Consider the following 17,023-nt stretch of genomic DNA (forward strand, 5'->3'; position numbering starts at 1 on the left):
ATTTTTTTCAACCGTTTTAGTTACTGTCTTATAAAAATGCTTGTCCAATCAAACGGCTCCTTAAAAATGGAACGAAAATTAATTTACCATATAGTTTCGAAAAGGTCAACCCTATTTCGACAAATAAGTTGATCATTCCCTTTAGCAAATGGCGAATATAATGAGAGGCGCATTCTCTATCTAGAGAGCTACACCTCTCATCATATCGTTTAAAAATTATATGTTCAGCTTTATTTTATAGCTTGGAGTTTTTTAACTTACCGCCTCTTGCATACTTGGATAACTCTTTAGGCGGGGCGAACCTTGCATACATACGGAATACTGTTTTATACCGACTCGCTATAGCATATTTAATCTCTTGGTCAAGACGATGGTCACTTAGATCGAACAGCATTTCATCCAACTCTTTGCGTAATACATAGTCCAGTTCCTTGCATTCTTTCTCGTTAAATAGCATACCCAGCATTAAGAGTTCTCCTTTTTGTGCATAGCCTCTATAGTCACACTCGTCTTTCAGCATCTTCTTTTGTTGAACATATCTCTTTTTTGTCTGCACTGCTGAAACCCGTTTTATTGTTATGGTCAAATTACTGGGAATTTATGAATGCTGGGTATCACAAAATTTGCACAAATAATTTTAACCTCTCACAAGTGCATATGTGAGCGTGCTCTCAATAACCGCTGCAACGAGAAGCAAGATGACTACCCAAAAGCTTGCCGTTAACGTCATATTCATAAACTCTTTCCACCGAGATCCGATCATTGCCCGTTTGTCGCCTCCCATTTGCGCCAGACTCCGCACAACCAAACCGCCGAACCTCAATCCAAACGCACAGGCAATAATAATAACCGGGATTTCGATAATGCCATGTGGAAGAAGCCCTTTTACGACAATATCAAAAAAGCTTGCCCCATAATTCATCGTGGTGTGAACAACAAAGCCAAGCACCATCCCGTTGATTAGCAGAAAGATAATTGGCAAGATTCCGAAGAAAATACCTGCATAGATAACCAATACACTTTTAATGGCATTATTGAAAAAGATAAGCAAGAAGAAATTCCACTGCACATTTCCTCCTTGCTCCAACTGCTGACTGATTTGGCGAAGCCCTTCAATCTGCCCTAACAGTAACTCTTCTAAGGGGCCAGTACTCACCCACCCTGCCCCTATACCCACAGCGAACAACAAAAATGACCAGATTAAAGCTCCTCTAATCTTACCCATATCTCTTATAAATGTACTGAATTTTAACATAACAACCTCCTGTAAACCTAAATGATGGACAAACAAAGATGTAAAACGAATAACTGGACGGTACGAGCATACATTGAGAAGTAAACAAGCATTTCTTTATTGGGAGAGGGGCGCTTAGCGAAATGAACTCGTTCTATGTATTCAGCGGCAAAAAGATCAAACGTAATCTGATTGTGCTCGTTGCTGCCATTTTTGCGATTGGTATTATTTATTTGGAAAGTGGCAACGTGTCAGTGTTCTCGGAAGAAGCACCTTCCGCCGTCTACAGTGTACCGACTGACAAAAAGGTCATTGCACTTACCTTTGACATTAGCTGGGGTGATAAACGAACTGAACCGATTCTTAAAGTTCTTCAGGAGAATAAAGTGCAGAAGGCCACCTTCTTTCTCTCTTCACCCTGGAGCAAAACCCATCCCGAGATTGTGACTGCCATCAAAGATGCAGGCTATGAGATCGGTAGTCATGGACATCGGCACGAGAACTATACTAGCCTGACCGAAGAGCAGATCCGCAAGGAGATTTCGACAGCTCACAGCATTTTAACCGATTTAACGGGAAAAGAACCCAATTTGCTACGATTGCCTAACGGAGATTTTGATAAACGCGTGCTTCAGGTTGCGAATAGTCTAAACTATCAAGTTGTACAATGGGATACAGATTCTCTGGATTGGAAAAACCCCGGAGTACAGACAATCGTTGATCGTGTCGTCAGCAAAGCACATCCCGGTGACATTGTCCTGTTGCATGCCAGCGACTCATCGAAACAAACTCATGAAGCACTTCCGGCCATCATCGATAAATTAAAAAATCAGGGCTATGAATTCGTCACCGTATCTGAACTCCTCAACCATTCAAGTGTAGAGGGTAAGGAAGTACGCGATCAAGCCAGCGGCCAATAATACGCAAACAGTTGAAAAAGAGCTAACACAGTTAGCTCTTTTTGTATTTTTCATCGTTATGAAAACCTTATTCATGTGGTATGACCCTTCAACTCTTTATACCCAACATTCGTTCAACGACTCGGAGCAGGATTCACAGCGGCTTCTTTTGAGCTATCGACCAGCTTGTGCAGGATCAGCATCTGATATGCATTACATAACAGCAAAGGGATCACAATAAAGATGGTGGCTGCATTAACGTCAATACGCAGTACACCAATCGTTTCCACTGCAGTCACAGCGATCATGAAAAAGAGCGTTGGTACTAGCGCAGAGATATGTGTCTGTTTCACTTTCACGTAAGCGGTAACAATTGCAGCCGCCAAAATGATCAGTCCCAGCACAATGTCCGAGATACGCTCTCGTCCTCCTCCGACAAACAAACGCAAGAACATGATGTCCAGCAAAGCTAGCACAGTCAGCACAACCTGCACGATCTGCCATCCGCGTCTTGGGAATACACCCTTGCCCATATAATTCAAGATGAGATATGCAAAGAAACCCATTTGTGAATATACGCTAATCATCACTCCGGAGCCAAACAGAATCAGAAGATACAGCATAAAATCAGCAATACCATTCATTTTTTCTCCGTTTACCAACATCATAATCAATCCTGTACCTAATGCTCCCGCGGCGCCAATAAGCAAGGCTGTCCAAAATAGGAAAAACCATCTACGCAAATTCAAATGTTTTCCACCCCCGAGTGTTTATTTTACCAACCTTCACAGCAAAAAACCATCATTGCTCAACATATTTCCCCCTTTCCCATCACATACTACATCCAGTATCTAATCAAGGAGGGATTGTACACATGAAACGGCCTATATGGCAGCTATGCTACGTTGTATTGGGGCTATCCGTCATGCTCGCCGGCTGCGGTTCAGATCAGAGTTCTTCGCCTCCTCAGGGCAGTTATAAAGAGATGAAAACGATGGTCGTAGATATTTTGAAAAGTGATGAAGGCAAAAAGGCTGTTGAAGAGGCTCTAACGGGTCAAAGCTCCTCTGGCGGCGGTGGCGGCGGTGGGTCAGAAGAAGGCGGGAGCTCTGGTGGTGGATCGGGAACGGTAGGAATGAAAATGTTAATGCCAATGCAATCTTCGGAACAAATACGTATTGCCGTAAAAGATACCATAACCGCTCCTGAATACCAGAAGGAATTCGAGAAAATCATGACCGATCCGCAATTTGCCGGTGAATTCGCCAAAGCGATTAACGGACAAAGCAAACAACTGCATATGCAACTGATCAAAGATCCGACGTATCAGAAGTCGATTGGGGATATCATGAAATCTCCTGAAGTATCCAAGATGTTCATGGATATGACCAAAACCCCGGAATACCGAAAACAAACGATGACCGTTATGCAGGAAGTGATGCAAAATCCTTTGTTTCGTATGGAAGTTCTTACTTTGCTGAAAAAAGTGGTACAAGAAGAACTCCAGCCTAAAACGGAAAGCGGTGGCGGGCAAAAGGGGCAGGAATCCGGTGGTCAGGGAGATGGTGGCAGTGGTGATTCTGGAGGTGGAGACTCCGGTGGTGGCGGTGGAAGTTCATAGAACTGCAACGATGATCCAGGTTCTACAAGAAGAGAAACGTTGATAAGCTTCAATTTCCTAAGTAGAGATCATGTGAAAAAGCCTGCATCCAAAGGACGCAGGCTTTATTTATAAGCACATTAAATTTTAATCACATAAAAAACTCATTCAAACTTAGACTCGATCGACTTGGCAACCTCGTCATATATAGCTCCTATTGTTGTCTCTGCCTTGTACACAGACGGTGAGAAATCCGGCTCAGAAGGATGGTTATCTGGAGCACCTAATGGAATCTGGGCAAGCAGTACCGTGTGCAAGCTTTCGGCAAGACGTCCGCCCCCTCCTCGACCAAAGACATACTCTTTCTCCCCACATTTACCACATTCGTAGTACGCCATGTTCTCAACCACACCTAACAGCTCATGTTCCGTTTGAATGGCCATCGCTCCGGCACGCGCCGCTACAAAGGCTGCAGTGGCATGTGGAGTCGTTACAATGATCTCTTTGCTCTGTGGCAACATCTGATGCACATCAAGCGCAACATCTCCGGTGCCCGGTGGCAGATCCAGCAACATGTAATCCAGTTCGCCCCACTGAACATCGGTGAAGAACTGACGTAGCATCCGGCCAAGCATTGGGCCACGCCAGATCACGGGGTTATTTTCCCGAATGAAGAAACCCATAGACATCACTTTGACGCCAAAACGTTCGACCGGTTGAATCACACCGTCCTCAACGACAGGGTATTCCTCAATCCCCATCATATCCGGCACACTGAAACCATAAATATCAGCATCAATGAGACCGACTTTCTTCCCTTGACGAGCCAGGGCTACAGCCAGGTTAACGGTAACCGTTGATTTCCCCACGCCGCCTTTACCACTAGCTATGGCAATAAAACGAACTCCCGACTCAGGGCTTAACAGCTCATGTCCATCGAGACCAGCCGCATGACCTTTTACAAGCACTTCATCCTGATCTTGCTCTTGCTGCACTTGTCCCAGGTTAAGGCTCTGACGGTCATGCTCTGACGCTACCCGTGTGCGGATATGCACATCCTTCACTCCATGCTGGGAAAGCAGGTTACGTGCAGCATCCGTTAAAGCGGTTGCATCTTCTGGCCGATTCTCCAGTGTCACCATGCTTAAGGCCACATGGTGTTCTTTCACCATAATGTCACGAATCCATCCCAGTTCCACTAAGCTTTGTCCTAGCTGCGGTTCCTGTAATGGCTGTAAAAGTTCAAGTATCTGTTCTTTTGATAACATCAGACAGCACCTCGGTTTTATCTATTGGCATGTGTTAGGTATGCTGTTCCAATTATAGCACTACCTCTCTTCTTATGACTAACTTTTCGGACGTTCACCTGAAGCATATCGGAGAATACCGTTATAAATAGATGCGGCTACTTTGCGTTGGTACGTTTCTTCAGCGAGCAGACGAGCCTCTTCCGGATGAGACAAGAAGCCGACCTCAACAAGTGCTGACGGGATTTTCAGAGCCTGAAGCAGATAAACGGTACTCACCGTTTTCGCTATACGATCTGTATTTTCCAGATTCCGAATCATTTCGGCTTGTAGCAGATTTGCAAGACCTTCGTTATCAGGATGATTAGGCGTGTAAAAGACTTGTGCACCGCTCCACCGATTAGATGGCACACTGTTCATGTGAATGCTGATAAATAAATCCGCTTGTTTATCTTCAATCTGTCTTACTCTCTGTTTGAGATCCTCTGTCTTACGTCTGGAGTACCCTCTCGTTCCCTCATCGGCCAAATCCTTATCGATTTCACGAGTCATTACAACAAGAGCTCCTGCCTGTTGCAGATAGTCTCTAACATACAGCGCAATGGACAGATTGATATCCTTCTCAATAACTCCCTGCCTGCTCACGGCTCCCCCATCTGGTCCGCCATGACCTGCATCAATAGCGATCACCTTGCCAGCCAGAGGCAAACTCCAATATCCTGACGTTTTGGCCGAGGGCATCTCATACGAAACAACCGCTACAAACATAGCCAACAAACATAGGCTCAGCATAACCCTCTTCACTGTTTTTAACCGGACCCAGACTACCAGATGTTTCCCCATGTTTTTGCGCATAAAAAAACCACCTCGTCCCTATAAATGACTCTAATCATCTATATGGGACAAGATGGACAAATATACCCTTAGGAATGGACTTGCTCAGCCATACCCTCAATCAACACCTCAGCAACTTCAGGACGTGTAAATTCTGGCGGTGGACATTCACCATTACGCAACAATCCACGTACCTTGGTTCCCGACAAAGTCATATGATGTTCCTTGTCATGAGGGCAGGTTTTGCTGGAAGCCATATTTCCGCATTTGGTACAGAAGAAACTGTGCTCAAAGAACAGTGGTGTAATGCCCAATTCCTCAGCCGTAAAATTAGAGAAGATCTCTTGTGCTTCATAGGTTCCGTAATAATCACCTACACCCGCATGATCACGCCCTACGATAAAATGGGTGCAGCCATAATTTTTACGTACCATGGCATGGAAAATAGCTTCACGAGGTCCCGCATACCGCATTGCAGCCGGGAATACACCCAGAAACGCACGATCCGTCGGATAATAGTTCTCCAGCAGTACCAGATAACTCTTCATGCGCACATTCGCTGGAACATCATCAGACTTCGTCTCACCTACAAGTGGATTCAAGAAAAGTGCATCAACGATTTCCATTGCACTTTTCTGGATATACTCATGTGCCCGGTGGACAGGATTACGTGTCTGAAAACCAACAACGGTTCTCCATCCTTTATCCTGGAAAATCTTACGTGTCTGAGCCGGGTCATAATAGAAATCTTCAAACTTGGCCGGTTTCGGACGGTTCAACACTCGAATTGGACCTCCTACATATGTTGCAGGACGCTCCAGCAGTTTTTTCACACCAGGGTGCTCAGGATCATCGGTTTTGAAAACTCGACGAGCTTCCTCTGCCTGATCCACCTTATAGATGCTTTGAACCTCGAGCAGACCGTACGTTACTCCATCCGCTTCACCAACAAGAGCTACAGTTTCACCTTTACGAAGTGAATCAGCCTGTTGATCATTTACAGCCAGTGTAATCGGTATGCTCCATACTGTGCCATCCGCTAAACGCATTCGGGATACGACAGACAGATAATCTTCCTCATTCATAAAGCCTTGAAGCGGTGAAAACGCACCTACACCAATCAAATCCAAATCTGAGATCGTCCAGGTGTTAATCTGCAATGAGTTCAGGTTTTTGCTTTCCTGCAATAATTGCTCACGTTCTTCTCCTTGTACGATACGCTGCACCAGCGTACCTCCATGAGGCAGAATCGAAGTCATCTTGTCAGCTCCTTATTAAAACATCCGATATTTTGATGAAAACTGCATTATCATTCTAAAATGGTTTAACTGAAAAAGACATTTGCGCTATCATGCCATAACTCTATTAATCAGCTTATTTGTGCAATCCGCACTCCGTTTTATCATTACCAGACCAGCGCCCTGCGCGAGGATCTTCCCCAGGCATTACCTGGCGTGTGCAATGCTCGCACCCGATGCTCGGGTAATTTTGATCATGCAGCGGATTATATGTCACGTTATTAGCACGAATATATTCCCACACATCCTCACTCGTCCAATGTGCAATCGGGTTAAATTTCATGAGTCCAAACTTAGTATCATATTCCACCTTCTTGGAGTTTGCACGCGTTGGTGCCTGATCTCTGCGAATCCCCGTAATCCATGCATCATACTGCGATAGAATACGTGTCAGAGGTTCTACCTTACGAATGTTACAACAAGCATTGGGATCGGATTTCCATAATTCTTCCCCATGCTGAGCAGCTTGTTCTTCTGGTGTGATTTTTGGCGATACTTTTACAAACTCAAGGTTGTACTTTTCTTGCATCCGATCACGCGTATCATATGTTTCCTGAAAATGAAAATCTGTATCCAGATAAAAAACATCAGTAGATGGGCTAATTTTTTGCAACATATCTACAAGTACAACATCTTCTGCACCGAAGCTGCATGCAAATGTGATATTAGGAAATGTTTCAACCGCATAGCGAATAATATCTTCCGGGCTTGCGTGCTCCAGTTCCTCTGCTTTTGTACGAGCCAGTTCTTCCTTTTCTAACAAGTTCATTGTTCAATTTCCCCCATTCATGATCTCAAAACCACAAAAGCCGACTAATCTAATATGAATTATGTATAGTATAAATCTTTCACTCGCGATGTCAATGCCTGCCATCTGGTAAATTACATCAATTCTAATCGTAAAAATACACTATAAACGAGCTGAATTTTTAGTGCCTATTAGGCTTCTAGATGAAATGTAGGTAAAACCATACAAAAATCTTATAAACGTAACTTTCAAGTGCTTGAGACCCTAAAGAGAAAAAACGTTGCTATTGTTGGATTTTTGGGATGAAGGAAGAAATATTTTTCATCATTAAAGAGCGTATCCTGTCAGAAGACCATCCTCATTTGGGGAATATTGAGAGCCCGAGTCTGCAACTCCGTCAAATAACAAAAGTAAGGACCCTTTATCGTATTCATAAAAAAGACTGATATCTGAGACATGAGAAAAAATGATATTGCTCTGGAGTAGGAGTATTGCTATAAACGGCTAAGATTTGTGCTAACGATAGTTAGAGTTATAACGTGGATCAAGTCATAGAGGGGAATGGCGGATGGACATTACTTAATCAATCTGAATTCATTTGGATTAAGAAGGTTAATTTAGATATGAATTAGATCAAAATTCAAGGATATACAAAACTAATGTTACAGCTAATCTCTTGTAACCTCGTTTTTCTCTCAATGGGAATCATGTTGCTATTACGTTAACGTTAGAATATTCAAATTAGGCATAGCCTATTAGTAGATAAAACACAAAAAAGTCCCTGGCCGAAGCCAAGGACTTTGAAAAATCTTAACGTTTGGAGAACTGAGGTGCGCGACGAGCCGCTTTAAGACCGTATTTTTTACGTTCTTTCATACGTGGGTCACGAGTCAGGAATCCTGCTTTTTTCAGGGATGCACGGTATTCTGGATCTGCTTTGAGCAGAGCGCGGGAGATACCGTGACGGATCGCACCGGCTTGACCGGAGATTCCGCCACCGTGAGCGATAACCAAAACGTCATAGTTAGTGAGCGTTTCTGTCAAAGTCAGTGGTTGTTTTACGATCAGTTTGAGTGTTTCCAAACCAAAGTATTCATTAATATCACGTTTATTGATGACAATGCGTCCTTCACCCGGTACAAGGCGAACACGTGCTACCGAATGTTTACGACGACCTGTCCCATAGTATTGTACTTGTGCCATGAAACTGTCCTCCTTTTAATTAACCGCGAAGTTCGTAAACTTCTGGTTTTTGTGCTGCGTGTGGATGCTCAGTGCCTCTGTACGCTTTAAGTCTCAGCTTCATTTTCTCGCCCATGCGAGTTTTAGGAAGCATACCGCGAACAGCCAATTCCAACATACGTTCAGGTTTGTTTTTAACCATCTCTTCTGCAGTAGTTACTTTCAAACCACCTGGGTGCATCGAGTGACGGTAGTATTTTTTACCTTGCATTTTTTTACCAGTCAATACAATTTTCTCTGCATTGATGATAACAACGAAATCGCCAGTGTCCACATGTGGAGTGAATTGTGGCTTATGTTTGCCGCGGATCAAAGCAGCTGCTTCGCTCGCCAAACGTCCGAGGGTTTTGCCTTCAGCATCAATGATGTGCCATTGGCGCTCAACTTCGTTAGGCTTCGCCATGTACGTAGTACGCATGAAAAGTTCCTCCTTAAATGTTCAAAATCATCATTTTTCATTTATCTTCGTTCGTTAAGTGATAACTTTAGGTGTTGATGGATAGTTGTTGCGATGTGAACATCTTAATTGGGGCTGTGGGAAAGCCATTAAGAAAACACAACTTTTATATTACATGATAGGAGACTAATTCGCAAGTATTATTTGAGCTTTTTACTCACCAAATTTAATCTTTTTTGTATTCAAGATCCCAGAGCATTAAACCACAACTAACTGCAGTTGGTCCCGCAGCAGAACGGTTGCATGCAGCAATCATATCCGGCACATCAGAGGCTTTCCGTTTACCCTCTCCGACCTCCAGCAGTGTCCCTACAATGATACGCACCATATGTTGCAAAAAGCCGTTACCACTCACATAAATGTGAATGACACCCTGATCGCGAGGATGGTCTCTGCACATTGAACGGTCCACTTCTATCCATGCTTCGTATACCGAACGCACATGATTCTCTTTCTGAGACTTGCGTGAAGCAAAGGAAGTAAAGTCATATGTGCCTATGAAATGACGCAGGCCCTCTTCCATCGCAGTGATGTCCAGCTTGGCATGATGATGATGCTGCAGTCTTCTGTTAAAGACATCCGGGAATTGGTTTGCATTGACCGTATATCGATAGGTTTTCTTTTTCGCTGCATAACGAGAATGAAAATCTAGCGGTACCTCCATTGCATCAATAACAACAATGTCAGATGGCAATCTGGAGTTGAGTGCAATACACCAACGTTCCACCGGAATCTGGGACGCTGTAGGAAAATTGAAGATTTGTCTGCGGGCATGAACGCCTGCATCCGTTCGACCTGACCCCGTGATTTTCACCGTCTCACCAGTCAACGCACGAATAGCATCCTCAAGGTGGTCCTGAATGGTATTACCTCCTGGCTGTACTTGAAAGCCGTAGTAGGCCGTTCCATCATAAGTTACCGTCATACATAAGTTGCGCATATTACCACACCTTTGTTCCATACTATACATAACCCTATCCCGAACAGCAAAAGAAGCCCCTTACGGAGCTTCATTTACAGCACGAATTCCGAAATGAAGAGAAAAAAAGGGTTGATCCAGAATCTTGGACTCTGTCCCCTTTCCTCATCTCACATCTGTATTACGCGCGGTCTACCAGTTCCAAGTAAACCATAGGCGCTGCGTCACCACGACGAGGTCCCAGTTTCAGGATACGTGTGTATCCGCCTGGACGCTCAGCGTAACGACCGGACAATTCGCTAAACAGTTTTTGGATTGCATCTTGCTCACCATCGATAGTTTCGCGGCGAACATATGCTGCCACTTGGCGACGGGCATGAAGATCTCCCTTTTTCGCTTTAGTGATCAGTTTTTCAGCAATAGAGCGAACCTCTTTTGCTTTCGCTTCAGTTGTCTGAATGCGCTCGTATAAGAACAGGTCGGTTACCAGGTCACGGAACAAAGCTTTACGTGCGCTGGAATTACGGCCCAACTTTTGGTATGCCATTGTTTTCCCTCCTTCACTTCAAGCACTCAGCTGTCTATTCTTCTGTACGTAGTCCCAAACCCAGTTCCTCAAGCTTCTCTTGAACTTCTTCCAAAGACTTGCGTCCGAGGTTACGGACTTTCATCATGTCTTCTTCCGTTTTCGTAGTCAGCTCTTGTACGGTATTAATACCAGCACGTTTGAGGCAGTTGTAGGAACGAACAGAGAGATCCAGCTCTTCGATCGTCATTTCGAGTACTTTTTCTTTTTTGTCTTCTTCTTTTTCAACCATGATCTCTGCATCCTTCGCTTCGTCTGTAAGACCCACGAAGAGCATGAGATGCTCGGTCAAAATTTTAGCGCCAAGGCTTACAGCCTCTTCAGGACGAATACTTCCGTCAGTCCAAACTTCCAACGTGAGCTTGTCATAGTTGGTTACTTGGCCTACACGCGTATTTTCCACAGCGTAGTTTACGCGGCTGATCGGGGTGAAGATGGAATCGACAGGGATGACGCCGATCGGCTGGTCATCGCGTTTATTCCGATCTGCCTGGACGTAGCCGCGACCGCGATTGGCAAAAATACGCATGTGAAGTCTCGAACCTGGTCCAAGCGTAGCAATGTGAAGATCCGGGTTAAGGATTTCTACATCGGAATCAGCACGAATGTCTCCAGCCGTGATTGCTCCTTCGCCTTCAGCATCAATCTCGAGCACTTTCTCCTCGTCAGAATGAATTTTGAGCGACAAAGCTTTCAGGTTAAGGATAATCTCTGTAACATCTTCCATTACGCCAGGAACTGTAGCAAATTCATGCAGAACGCCATCGATTTGAACCGAAGACACTGCCGCACCCGGCAGTGATGAGAGCAGGATTCGGCGAAGCGAGTTTCCAAGCGTCGTACCGTATCCGCGCTCCAGCGGTTCTACTACGAATTTCCCATAGGTGCCATCATCGTTGACGTCTACCGTCTCAATTTTCGGCTTTTCGATTTCTATCACTGCAATACCCCTCCTTCAAAACGTCGGTCCTCTATGAAACATTTACCTTCTCTTGCGAAAACATGTAGTAGTATGCCTAAACAACCATTATTAGCAGATTGTGCCGGAAGTATACCACACGCAGGGGCAAATCTCATTAGACACGACGACGTTTTGGAGGACGGCATCCGTTATGCGGGACTGGAGTTACGTCTTTGATCAGGTTAACTTCAAGACCAGCAGCTTGCAAAGAGCGGATCGCTGCTTCACGGCCTGCGCCTGGTCCTTTAACCATAACCTCAACGGATTTCATCCCATGTTCCATTGCAGCTTTGGCAGCAGTCTCAGCAGCCATTTGTGCAGCAAACGGAGTCGATTTACGGGAACCTCTGAATCCGAGGCCGCCGGAGCTTGCCCACGAAATCGCGTTTCCGTGAGGATCCGTAATAGTAACGATAGTGTTATTGAAAGTGGAACGGATATGTGCCACGCCAGATTCAATATTTTTACGGTCACGACGTTTAGTACGTACGACTTTTTTCGGTTTAGCCATTTTCTCTTATCCCCCCTTATTATTTCTTCTTGTTCGCTACAGTACGACGAGGACCTTTACGAGTACGAGCATTCGTTTTCGTACGTTGTCCACGAACAGGCAGACCACGACGATGACGAACTCCACGGTAACAACCGATCTCCGTCAAACGTTTAATATTCAAAGAGATTTCACGACGCAGGTCACCTTCAACTTTGACCTCTTTGTCGATACTTTCACGCAATTTGCTGACTTCATCTTCCGTCAAATCACGAACACGAGTGTTCTGATTGATGCCTGTAGAGCTCAGAATTTTCTGGGAAGTCGTTTTACCGATTCCGAAAATATAAGTCAAGGCGATCTCAACGCGCTTATCACGTGGCAAATCCACACCAGCTATACGTGCCATTTTACGCTACACCCCCTTCATTAACCTTGTTTTTGTTTGTGTTTTGGATTTTCACAGATAACCATTACATTCCCTTTGCGGCGAATGACTTTGCATTTTTCGCAAATCGGCTTGACCGAAGGTCTTACCTTCATGTGAATTACCTCCTCAAAGTTCTGCTTAGCAAAACCCTCTTCGTAAGCATTGACCTTGTTCTACTATTGTAAAACCGGCTTCGAAGCTTTCGCAAGTTTTGCCGGGCAAAACCCGCTTCATAAGCTTCACAGTTCATTGCAACTGTCTACTACTATTTACGGTAAGTTATACGACCTTTTGTTAGATCATAAGGCGATAACTGAACAACTACTTTGTCTCCAGTCAGGATACGGATGAAGTGCATCCGTAATTTCCCGGAAACGTGAGCGAGAATTTGATGACCATTCTCAAGCTCAACCTTGAACGTTGCATTCGGCAGCGGTTCAAGAACCGTGCCTTCCACTTCAATGACATCTTCCTTGGCCATTAGTCAGTCTCCTTTCTCTTCAGCTTGAATGTTGGTGGATTCCAGAAACGAATGAACCGCATAGCGGAGCTTTCCGTTTGTCACCCGACCACTCTCGTTTAAACTGTTTACAACCTCACTGCTAATCATCGGTTGAAGTTCAAGATGAAGAACATTCTTCTTCTTGGGTTGGTCAAACTTTCGTTTGTCTCCATCCGCGATATATACGAACCTATTGTCCTCTATAGCAACAATTACTGCGGCTTGGTCCGCATTGCGGCCTTTACGGATCTTCACAATTTGACCGAGCTGCGGATTCGACGGATTGTTCATGCCTAATCACCTACGCATTCAGTTTTGTGAAAATTTCCATACCTTCAGGTGTAACTGCTACGGTGTGTTCAAAGTGGGCACATAACGATCCATCAGCTGTAACGACAGTCCAGTTATCTTCCAACGTTTTGACATACCGTCTGCCTGCGTTAACCATTGGCTCAATAGCTAGCACCATACCAGCCTTTAACCTTGGTCCACGATCAGGAAGACCATAGTTCGGAATCGATGGTTCCTCGTGTAGATTCGCTCCAATGCCGTGACCGACATATTCACGAACGACGGAAAACCCTTCATCTTCGATATATTTCTGAATTGCATGAGATATTGTAAACAAGCGAACGTCTGGTTTTACCAGCGCTAGTCCTGCGTATAATGAAGCCTCGGTAACGTCCAGAAGACGACGAGCTTCTTCGGAAATACGGCCAACTGGATAGGTCCAGGCAGAATCTCCATGATACCCCTGGTACTGCGCGCCAATGTCAAACGTAACGATATCGCCCTCGTTCAACTTGCGTTTGCCGGGAAATCCATGTACCAACTCTTCATTCACTGAAGCGCACACACTGGCAGGGAAACCGTTATAACCTTTGAAAGACGGCACAGCTCCTTGACTGCGAATAAATTGATCAGCCATATGGTCAAGTTCACCAGTCGTAATACCGGGAACAATGTGTTCTTCCAAGAGACGATGCGTTTCCGCAACAATTCTCCCAGCTTCCCTCATCAAACCCAGTTCCGTTTCGGACTTACCAATGATCATCAATTAACCTCTCAACAAGGACACGATTTCTTGAGAAACTTGATCGATATCCTGTTCTCCGTCGATTTGACGAAGAAGGCCTTTAGTTTCGTAGAACGTGAGGAGTGGTGCTGTTTTGTTGATATATTCGTCCAAACGAGTGCCTACGCTCTCTTCGTTATCATCAGAGCGTTGGTACAACTCGCCGCCGCATTTATCACAGATTCCATCCTGCTTTGGTGGATTAAATACGACATGATAAGTCGATCCACAGTTTTTACAAATACGACGACCCGTCAAACGAGCCAGCAATTTGTTGCGATCCACTTTCAGGTTGATCACATGATCAAGACCTGAGTTCAGTCGTTCCAGGATGCCATCCAGCGCTTCTGCCTGAGACAGGGTTCTTGGAAAACCATCCAAGAGGAAACCTTCTCTGCAGTCCGACTGTTGCAATCGCTCTTCAACGATGCCAATGGTAACATCATCTGGTACAAGTAATCCTTGATCCATATATTCCTTGGCTTTCAGGCCAATGGGAGTTCCCTGTTTAATCGCAAGACGAAATGCATCGCCTGTTGAAATATGGGGAATACCGAACTCTTTCACAATGACGTCTGCTTGCGTACCTTTTCCTGCCCCCGGAGGGCCCATGAATAGGATGTTCACGTTATGTCACTCCCTCCAAGACTACCCTACATCAACAAACAGCACAATAGGTGCCGGCAAGTAAATCTTTACTCAACCGGAACCTATTGCCTATTTATTGATAAAACCTTTGTAGTGGCGTTTGATCAATTGGCTTTCGATTTGCTTCATCGTATCCAGCGCAACACCGATAACGATCAGGAGGGAAGTTCCTCCAATTTGCGCTGATTGAGGCAAACCAGAAAGTGCCCCTAAGAATACAGGCAGAACGGAAATGACTGCCAAGAAGATGGCTCCGGCCATTGTCAAACGAGTCATGACACGGGTCAGATATTTCTCGGTTGCTTTACCTGGGCGAATACCCGGAATGTAACCGCCGTTCTTTTTCATATTATCAGCCATCTGCTGTGGATTCATCTGTACGAACGTATAGAAGAATGTGAATCCGAAGATCATCACGACATACAGCACCATACCAAGAGGTTTGTGTGTAGTCAAGTTCTGACCGATCCACTGTGCCCAACCATGATTAGCCCAGAAGTTGGCAATAATCGTTGGGAACATCAACAGCGATGATGCGAAGATGACAGGGATAACACCAGCTGCATTAATCTTCAGCGGGATATGTGTATTCTGTCCACCGTACATTTTGTTTCCTACGACACGTTTTGCGTACTGTACAGGAATTTTCCGAATCGCCTGTTGAATGTAAATGACCCCGATGATAATCAGCACGATGACAATCGCGATGATCACACCTTTAAGAATGTTCATGAACAATTGATCAGGTTGGATGAAGTCGGACTCGATTGTTTGTTTGATAATGTTAGGCACTGTTGACAGGATACCCGCAAAGATCAAAATCGAAATTCCGTTTCCGATGCCTTTCTCGGTGATCTGCTCACCAAGCCACATCAGGAATGAAGTACCGGCCGTAAGTACAATTGCGATCAAGATATAATCTGCAAACGTAGCGTTAGGAATCATGTCTGTATTGTACAAGCGGTTGAATCCGATCGACGTACCAAACGCTTGAATCAATGCCAGCCCGATCGTTAAATAACGAGTCAGTTGTGCAGATTTCTTCTTACCTTGTTCACCTTGCTTTGCCCACTCCGCTAATTTAGGAATAACGTCCATGGAAAGCAACTGTACTATGATAGACGCAGTGATGTAAGGAACGATCCCGAGAGCAAATATAGAGAACTGGAACAGTGCTCCACCCGAGAACGTATTGAGAAGTCCAAAAACTTCTTTACCCGCAGAATTTGTCGCTTCGAACACATCTTTGTTAACGCCCGGAACGGGGACAAAGGAGCCGATGCGGTAAATGATCAGTACAAAAAGGGTAAATAATACCCTTTTGCGCAGATCTTCAACCCGCCAGATATTCTTTAGGGTCTTGAACATTAAATCACCTCGGTTGTACCGCCGGCAGCTTCAATTTTCTCCACCGCAGATTGAGAAAACTTGTTAGCTTTAACAGTCAGCTTCACAGTGACTTCACCGTTACCCAGGACTTTGATTCCGGATTTAGCGTTTTTAACAACGCCGTTCGTCATCAAGAATTCTGGAGTTACTTCAGTACCCGCAGGCAAACTATTCAGGTCTTCGATATTAACAACTGCATATTCTTTGCGAGTTGGGTTTACGAAACCGCGTTTTGGCAAGCGACGATACAATGGATTTTGTCCACCTTCGAAGCCTGGACGAACACCACCGCCCGAACGAGCGTTTTGTCCTTTATGACCGCGACCTGATGTTTTACCTGTACCACTACTTGGACCGCGACCAACACGTTTGCGTTCTTTACGCGATCCAGGAGATGGTGAAAGCTCATGTAACTTCATCGTTCGTTGCACCTCCTTAAAGATTTGTGGGTGTATACCCGTATA

At 44.8% G+C, this 17,023-nt stretch carries 23 protein-coding genes; 2 read left to right on the plus strand and 21 right to left on the minus strand.

The window, feature by feature from the left end; genetic code table 11:
- Nucleotides 1–235: 235 nt before the first annotated feature.
- Nucleotides 236–466, minus strand: a complete 231-nt coding sequence (locus tag MKY23_RS24640; RefSeq protein WP_090924652.1) for a hypothetical protein — start codon at nucleotides 464–466, stop codon at nucleotides 236–238.
- Between the two features lie 171 nt (nucleotides 467–637).
- On the minus strand, nucleotides 638–1,255 hold the full coding sequence (locus tag MKY23_RS24645) for a stage II sporulation protein M (protein WP_154892107.1): 618 nt from the start codon (nucleotides 1,253–1,255) through the stop codon (nucleotides 638–640).
- 122 nt (nucleotides 1,256–1,377) lie between these two features.
- Between MKY23_RS24645 and pdaB the strand changes: the two genes are divergently transcribed.
- Complete coding sequence (gene pdaB, locus MKY23_RS24650) at nucleotides 1,378–2,154, plus strand: polysaccharide deacetylase family sporulation protein PdaB (RefSeq protein WP_090924654.1); 777 nt, start codon at nucleotides 1,378–1,380, stop codon at nucleotides 2,152–2,154.
- 113 nt (nucleotides 2,155–2,267) lie between these two features.
- Here pdaB and MKY23_RS24655 read toward each other — a convergent pair whose 3' ends face one another.
- Nucleotides 2,268–2,882, minus strand: a complete 615-nt coding sequence (locus MKY23_RS24655) for a KinB-signaling pathway activation protein (RefSeq protein ID WP_090924655.1) — start codon at nucleotides 2,880–2,882, stop codon at nucleotides 2,268–2,270.
- Nucleotides 2,883–3,007: 125 nt separating this feature from the next.
- Between MKY23_RS24655 and gerD the strand changes: the two genes are divergently transcribed.
- Nucleotides 3,008–3,754: a spore germination lipoprotein GerD gene (gerD, locus tag MKY23_RS24660; RefSeq protein WP_253491059.1), complete on the plus strand. Its 747-nt coding sequence runs from the start codon at nucleotides 3,008–3,010 to the stop codon at nucleotides 3,752–3,754.
- 143 nt (nucleotides 3,755–3,897) lie between these two features.
- Here gerD and MKY23_RS24665 read toward each other — a convergent pair whose 3' ends face one another.
- The 18 genes from MKY23_RS24665 to rplO form a co-directional block, all read right to left on the minus strand.
- Entirely contained in the window at nucleotides 3,898–5,001 is a 1,104-nt protein-coding gene (locus MKY23_RS24665) for an Mrp/NBP35 family ATP-binding protein (protein WP_154892111.1), read from the minus strand.
- Nucleotides 5,002–5,079: 78 nt separating this feature from the next.
- Nucleotides 5,080–5,835: an N-acetylmuramoyl-L-alanine amidase CwlD gene (cwlD, locus tag MKY23_RS24670; RefSeq protein ID WP_090924658.1), complete on the minus strand. Its 756-nt coding sequence runs from the start codon at nucleotides 5,833–5,835 to the stop codon at nucleotides 5,080–5,082.
- Nucleotides 5,836–5,903: 68 nt separating this feature from the next.
- Complete coding sequence (sat, locus tag MKY23_RS24675) at nucleotides 5,904–7,073, minus strand: sulfate adenylyltransferase (protein WP_339832888.1); 1,170 nt, start codon at nucleotides 7,071–7,073, stop codon at nucleotides 5,904–5,906.
- A gap of 115 nt (nucleotides 7,074–7,188) precedes the next feature.
- Nucleotides 7,189–7,881, minus strand: a complete 693-nt coding sequence (locus tag MKY23_RS24680) for a phosphoadenylyl-sulfate reductase (RefSeq protein ID WP_090924660.1) — start codon at nucleotides 7,879–7,881, stop codon at nucleotides 7,189–7,191.
- A gap of 789 nt (nucleotides 7,882–8,670) precedes the next feature.
- Nucleotides 8,671–9,063 (minus strand): 30S ribosomal protein S9, encoded by a 393-nt coding sequence (rpsI, locus tag MKY23_RS24685; protein WP_090924661.1) that lies wholly within the window; start codon nucleotides 9,061–9,063, stop codon nucleotides 8,671–8,673.
- Nucleotides 9,064–9,082: 19 nt separating this feature from the next.
- Entirely contained in the window at nucleotides 9,083–9,520 is a 438-nt protein-coding gene (rplM, locus tag MKY23_RS24690) for a 50S ribosomal protein L13 (RefSeq protein WP_024633564.1), read from the minus strand.
- A 205-nt stretch (nucleotides 9,521–9,725) separates the two neighbouring features.
- Nucleotides 9,726–10,499 (minus strand): tRNA pseudouridine(38-40) synthase TruA, encoded by a 774-nt coding sequence (gene truA / locus MKY23_RS24695; RefSeq protein WP_090924662.1) that lies wholly within the window; start codon nucleotides 10,497–10,499, stop codon nucleotides 9,726–9,728.
- A 160-nt stretch (nucleotides 10,500–10,659) separates the two neighbouring features.
- Complete coding sequence (gene rplQ, locus MKY23_RS24700) at nucleotides 10,660–11,025, minus strand: 50S ribosomal protein L17 (RefSeq protein ID WP_017692102.1); 366 nt, start codon at nucleotides 11,023–11,025, stop codon at nucleotides 10,660–10,662.
- 34 nt (nucleotides 11,026–11,059) lie between these two features.
- On the minus strand, nucleotides 11,060–12,004 hold the full coding sequence (locus tag MKY23_RS24705; RefSeq protein ID WP_024633566.1) for a DNA-directed RNA polymerase subunit alpha: 945 nt from the start codon (nucleotides 12,002–12,004) through the stop codon (nucleotides 11,060–11,062).
- Between the two features lie 136 nt (nucleotides 12,005–12,140).
- Nucleotides 12,141–12,536, minus strand: a complete 396-nt coding sequence (rpsK, locus tag MKY23_RS24710; protein WP_068537278.1) for a 30S ribosomal protein S11 — start codon at nucleotides 12,534–12,536, stop codon at nucleotides 12,141–12,143.
- Between the two features lie 19 nt (nucleotides 12,537–12,555).
- The gene (gene rpsM / locus MKY23_RS24715) at nucleotides 12,556–12,924 is read right to left on the minus strand and encodes a 30S ribosomal protein S13 (RefSeq protein ID WP_056697730.1); all 369 of its coding nucleotides are present in this window, start codon (nucleotides 12,922–12,924) and stop codon (nucleotides 12,556–12,558) included.
- 20 nt (nucleotides 12,925–12,944) lie between these two features.
- Nucleotides 12,945–13,058 carry a 50S ribosomal protein L36 gene (rpmJ, locus tag MKY23_RS24720; protein ID WP_003333770.1) on the minus strand — a complete coding sequence of 38 codons (114 nt, stop codon included), beginning with the start codon at nucleotides 13,056–13,058 and terminating at the stop codon, nucleotides 12,945–12,947.
- A gap of 152 nt (nucleotides 13,059–13,210) precedes the next feature.
- Nucleotides 13,211–13,426: a translation initiation factor IF-1 gene (infA, locus tag MKY23_RS24725; RefSeq protein ID WP_017692098.1), complete on the minus strand. Its 216-nt coding sequence runs from the start codon at nucleotides 13,424–13,426 to the stop codon at nucleotides 13,211–13,213.
- Nucleotides 13,427–13,429: 3 nt separating this feature from the next.
- The gene (locus MKY23_RS24730) at nucleotides 13,430–13,738 is read right to left on the minus strand and encodes a KOW domain-containing RNA-binding protein (RefSeq protein ID WP_090924663.1); all 309 of its coding nucleotides are present in this window, start codon (nucleotides 13,736–13,738) and stop codon (nucleotides 13,430–13,432) included.
- Nucleotides 13,739–13,748: 10 nt separating this feature from the next.
- Complete coding sequence (map, locus tag MKY23_RS24735) at nucleotides 13,749–14,501, minus strand: type I methionyl aminopeptidase (protein ID WP_090924664.1); 753 nt, start codon at nucleotides 14,499–14,501, stop codon at nucleotides 13,749–13,751.
- A gap of 3 nt (nucleotides 14,502–14,504) precedes the next feature.
- Nucleotides 14,505–15,149 carry an adenylate kinase gene (locus MKY23_RS24740; protein ID WP_090924665.1) on the minus strand — a complete coding sequence of 215 codons (645 nt, stop codon included), beginning with the start codon at nucleotides 15,147–15,149 and terminating at the stop codon, nucleotides 14,505–14,507.
- A gap of 90 nt (nucleotides 15,150–15,239) precedes the next feature.
- A complete protein-coding gene (gene secY / locus MKY23_RS24745) occupies nucleotides 15,240–16,538 on the minus strand; it encodes a preprotein translocase subunit SecY (protein WP_090924666.1) in 1,299 nt (432 codons plus the stop codon).
- Entirely contained in the window at nucleotides 16,538–16,978 is a 441-nt protein-coding gene (gene rplO / locus MKY23_RS24750; RefSeq protein WP_090924667.1) for a 50S ribosomal protein L15, read from the minus strand. Before rplO ends, secY begins: the two co-directional genes overlap by 1 nt.
- Nucleotides 16,979–17,023 lie beyond the last annotated feature (45 nt).

Source organism: Paenibacillus sp. FSL R7-0272 (genome assembly GCF_037969905.1).
Taxonomy (GTDB): Bacteria; Bacillota; Bacilli; order Paenibacillales; family Paenibacillaceae; genus Paenibacillus; species Paenibacillus polysaccharolyticus.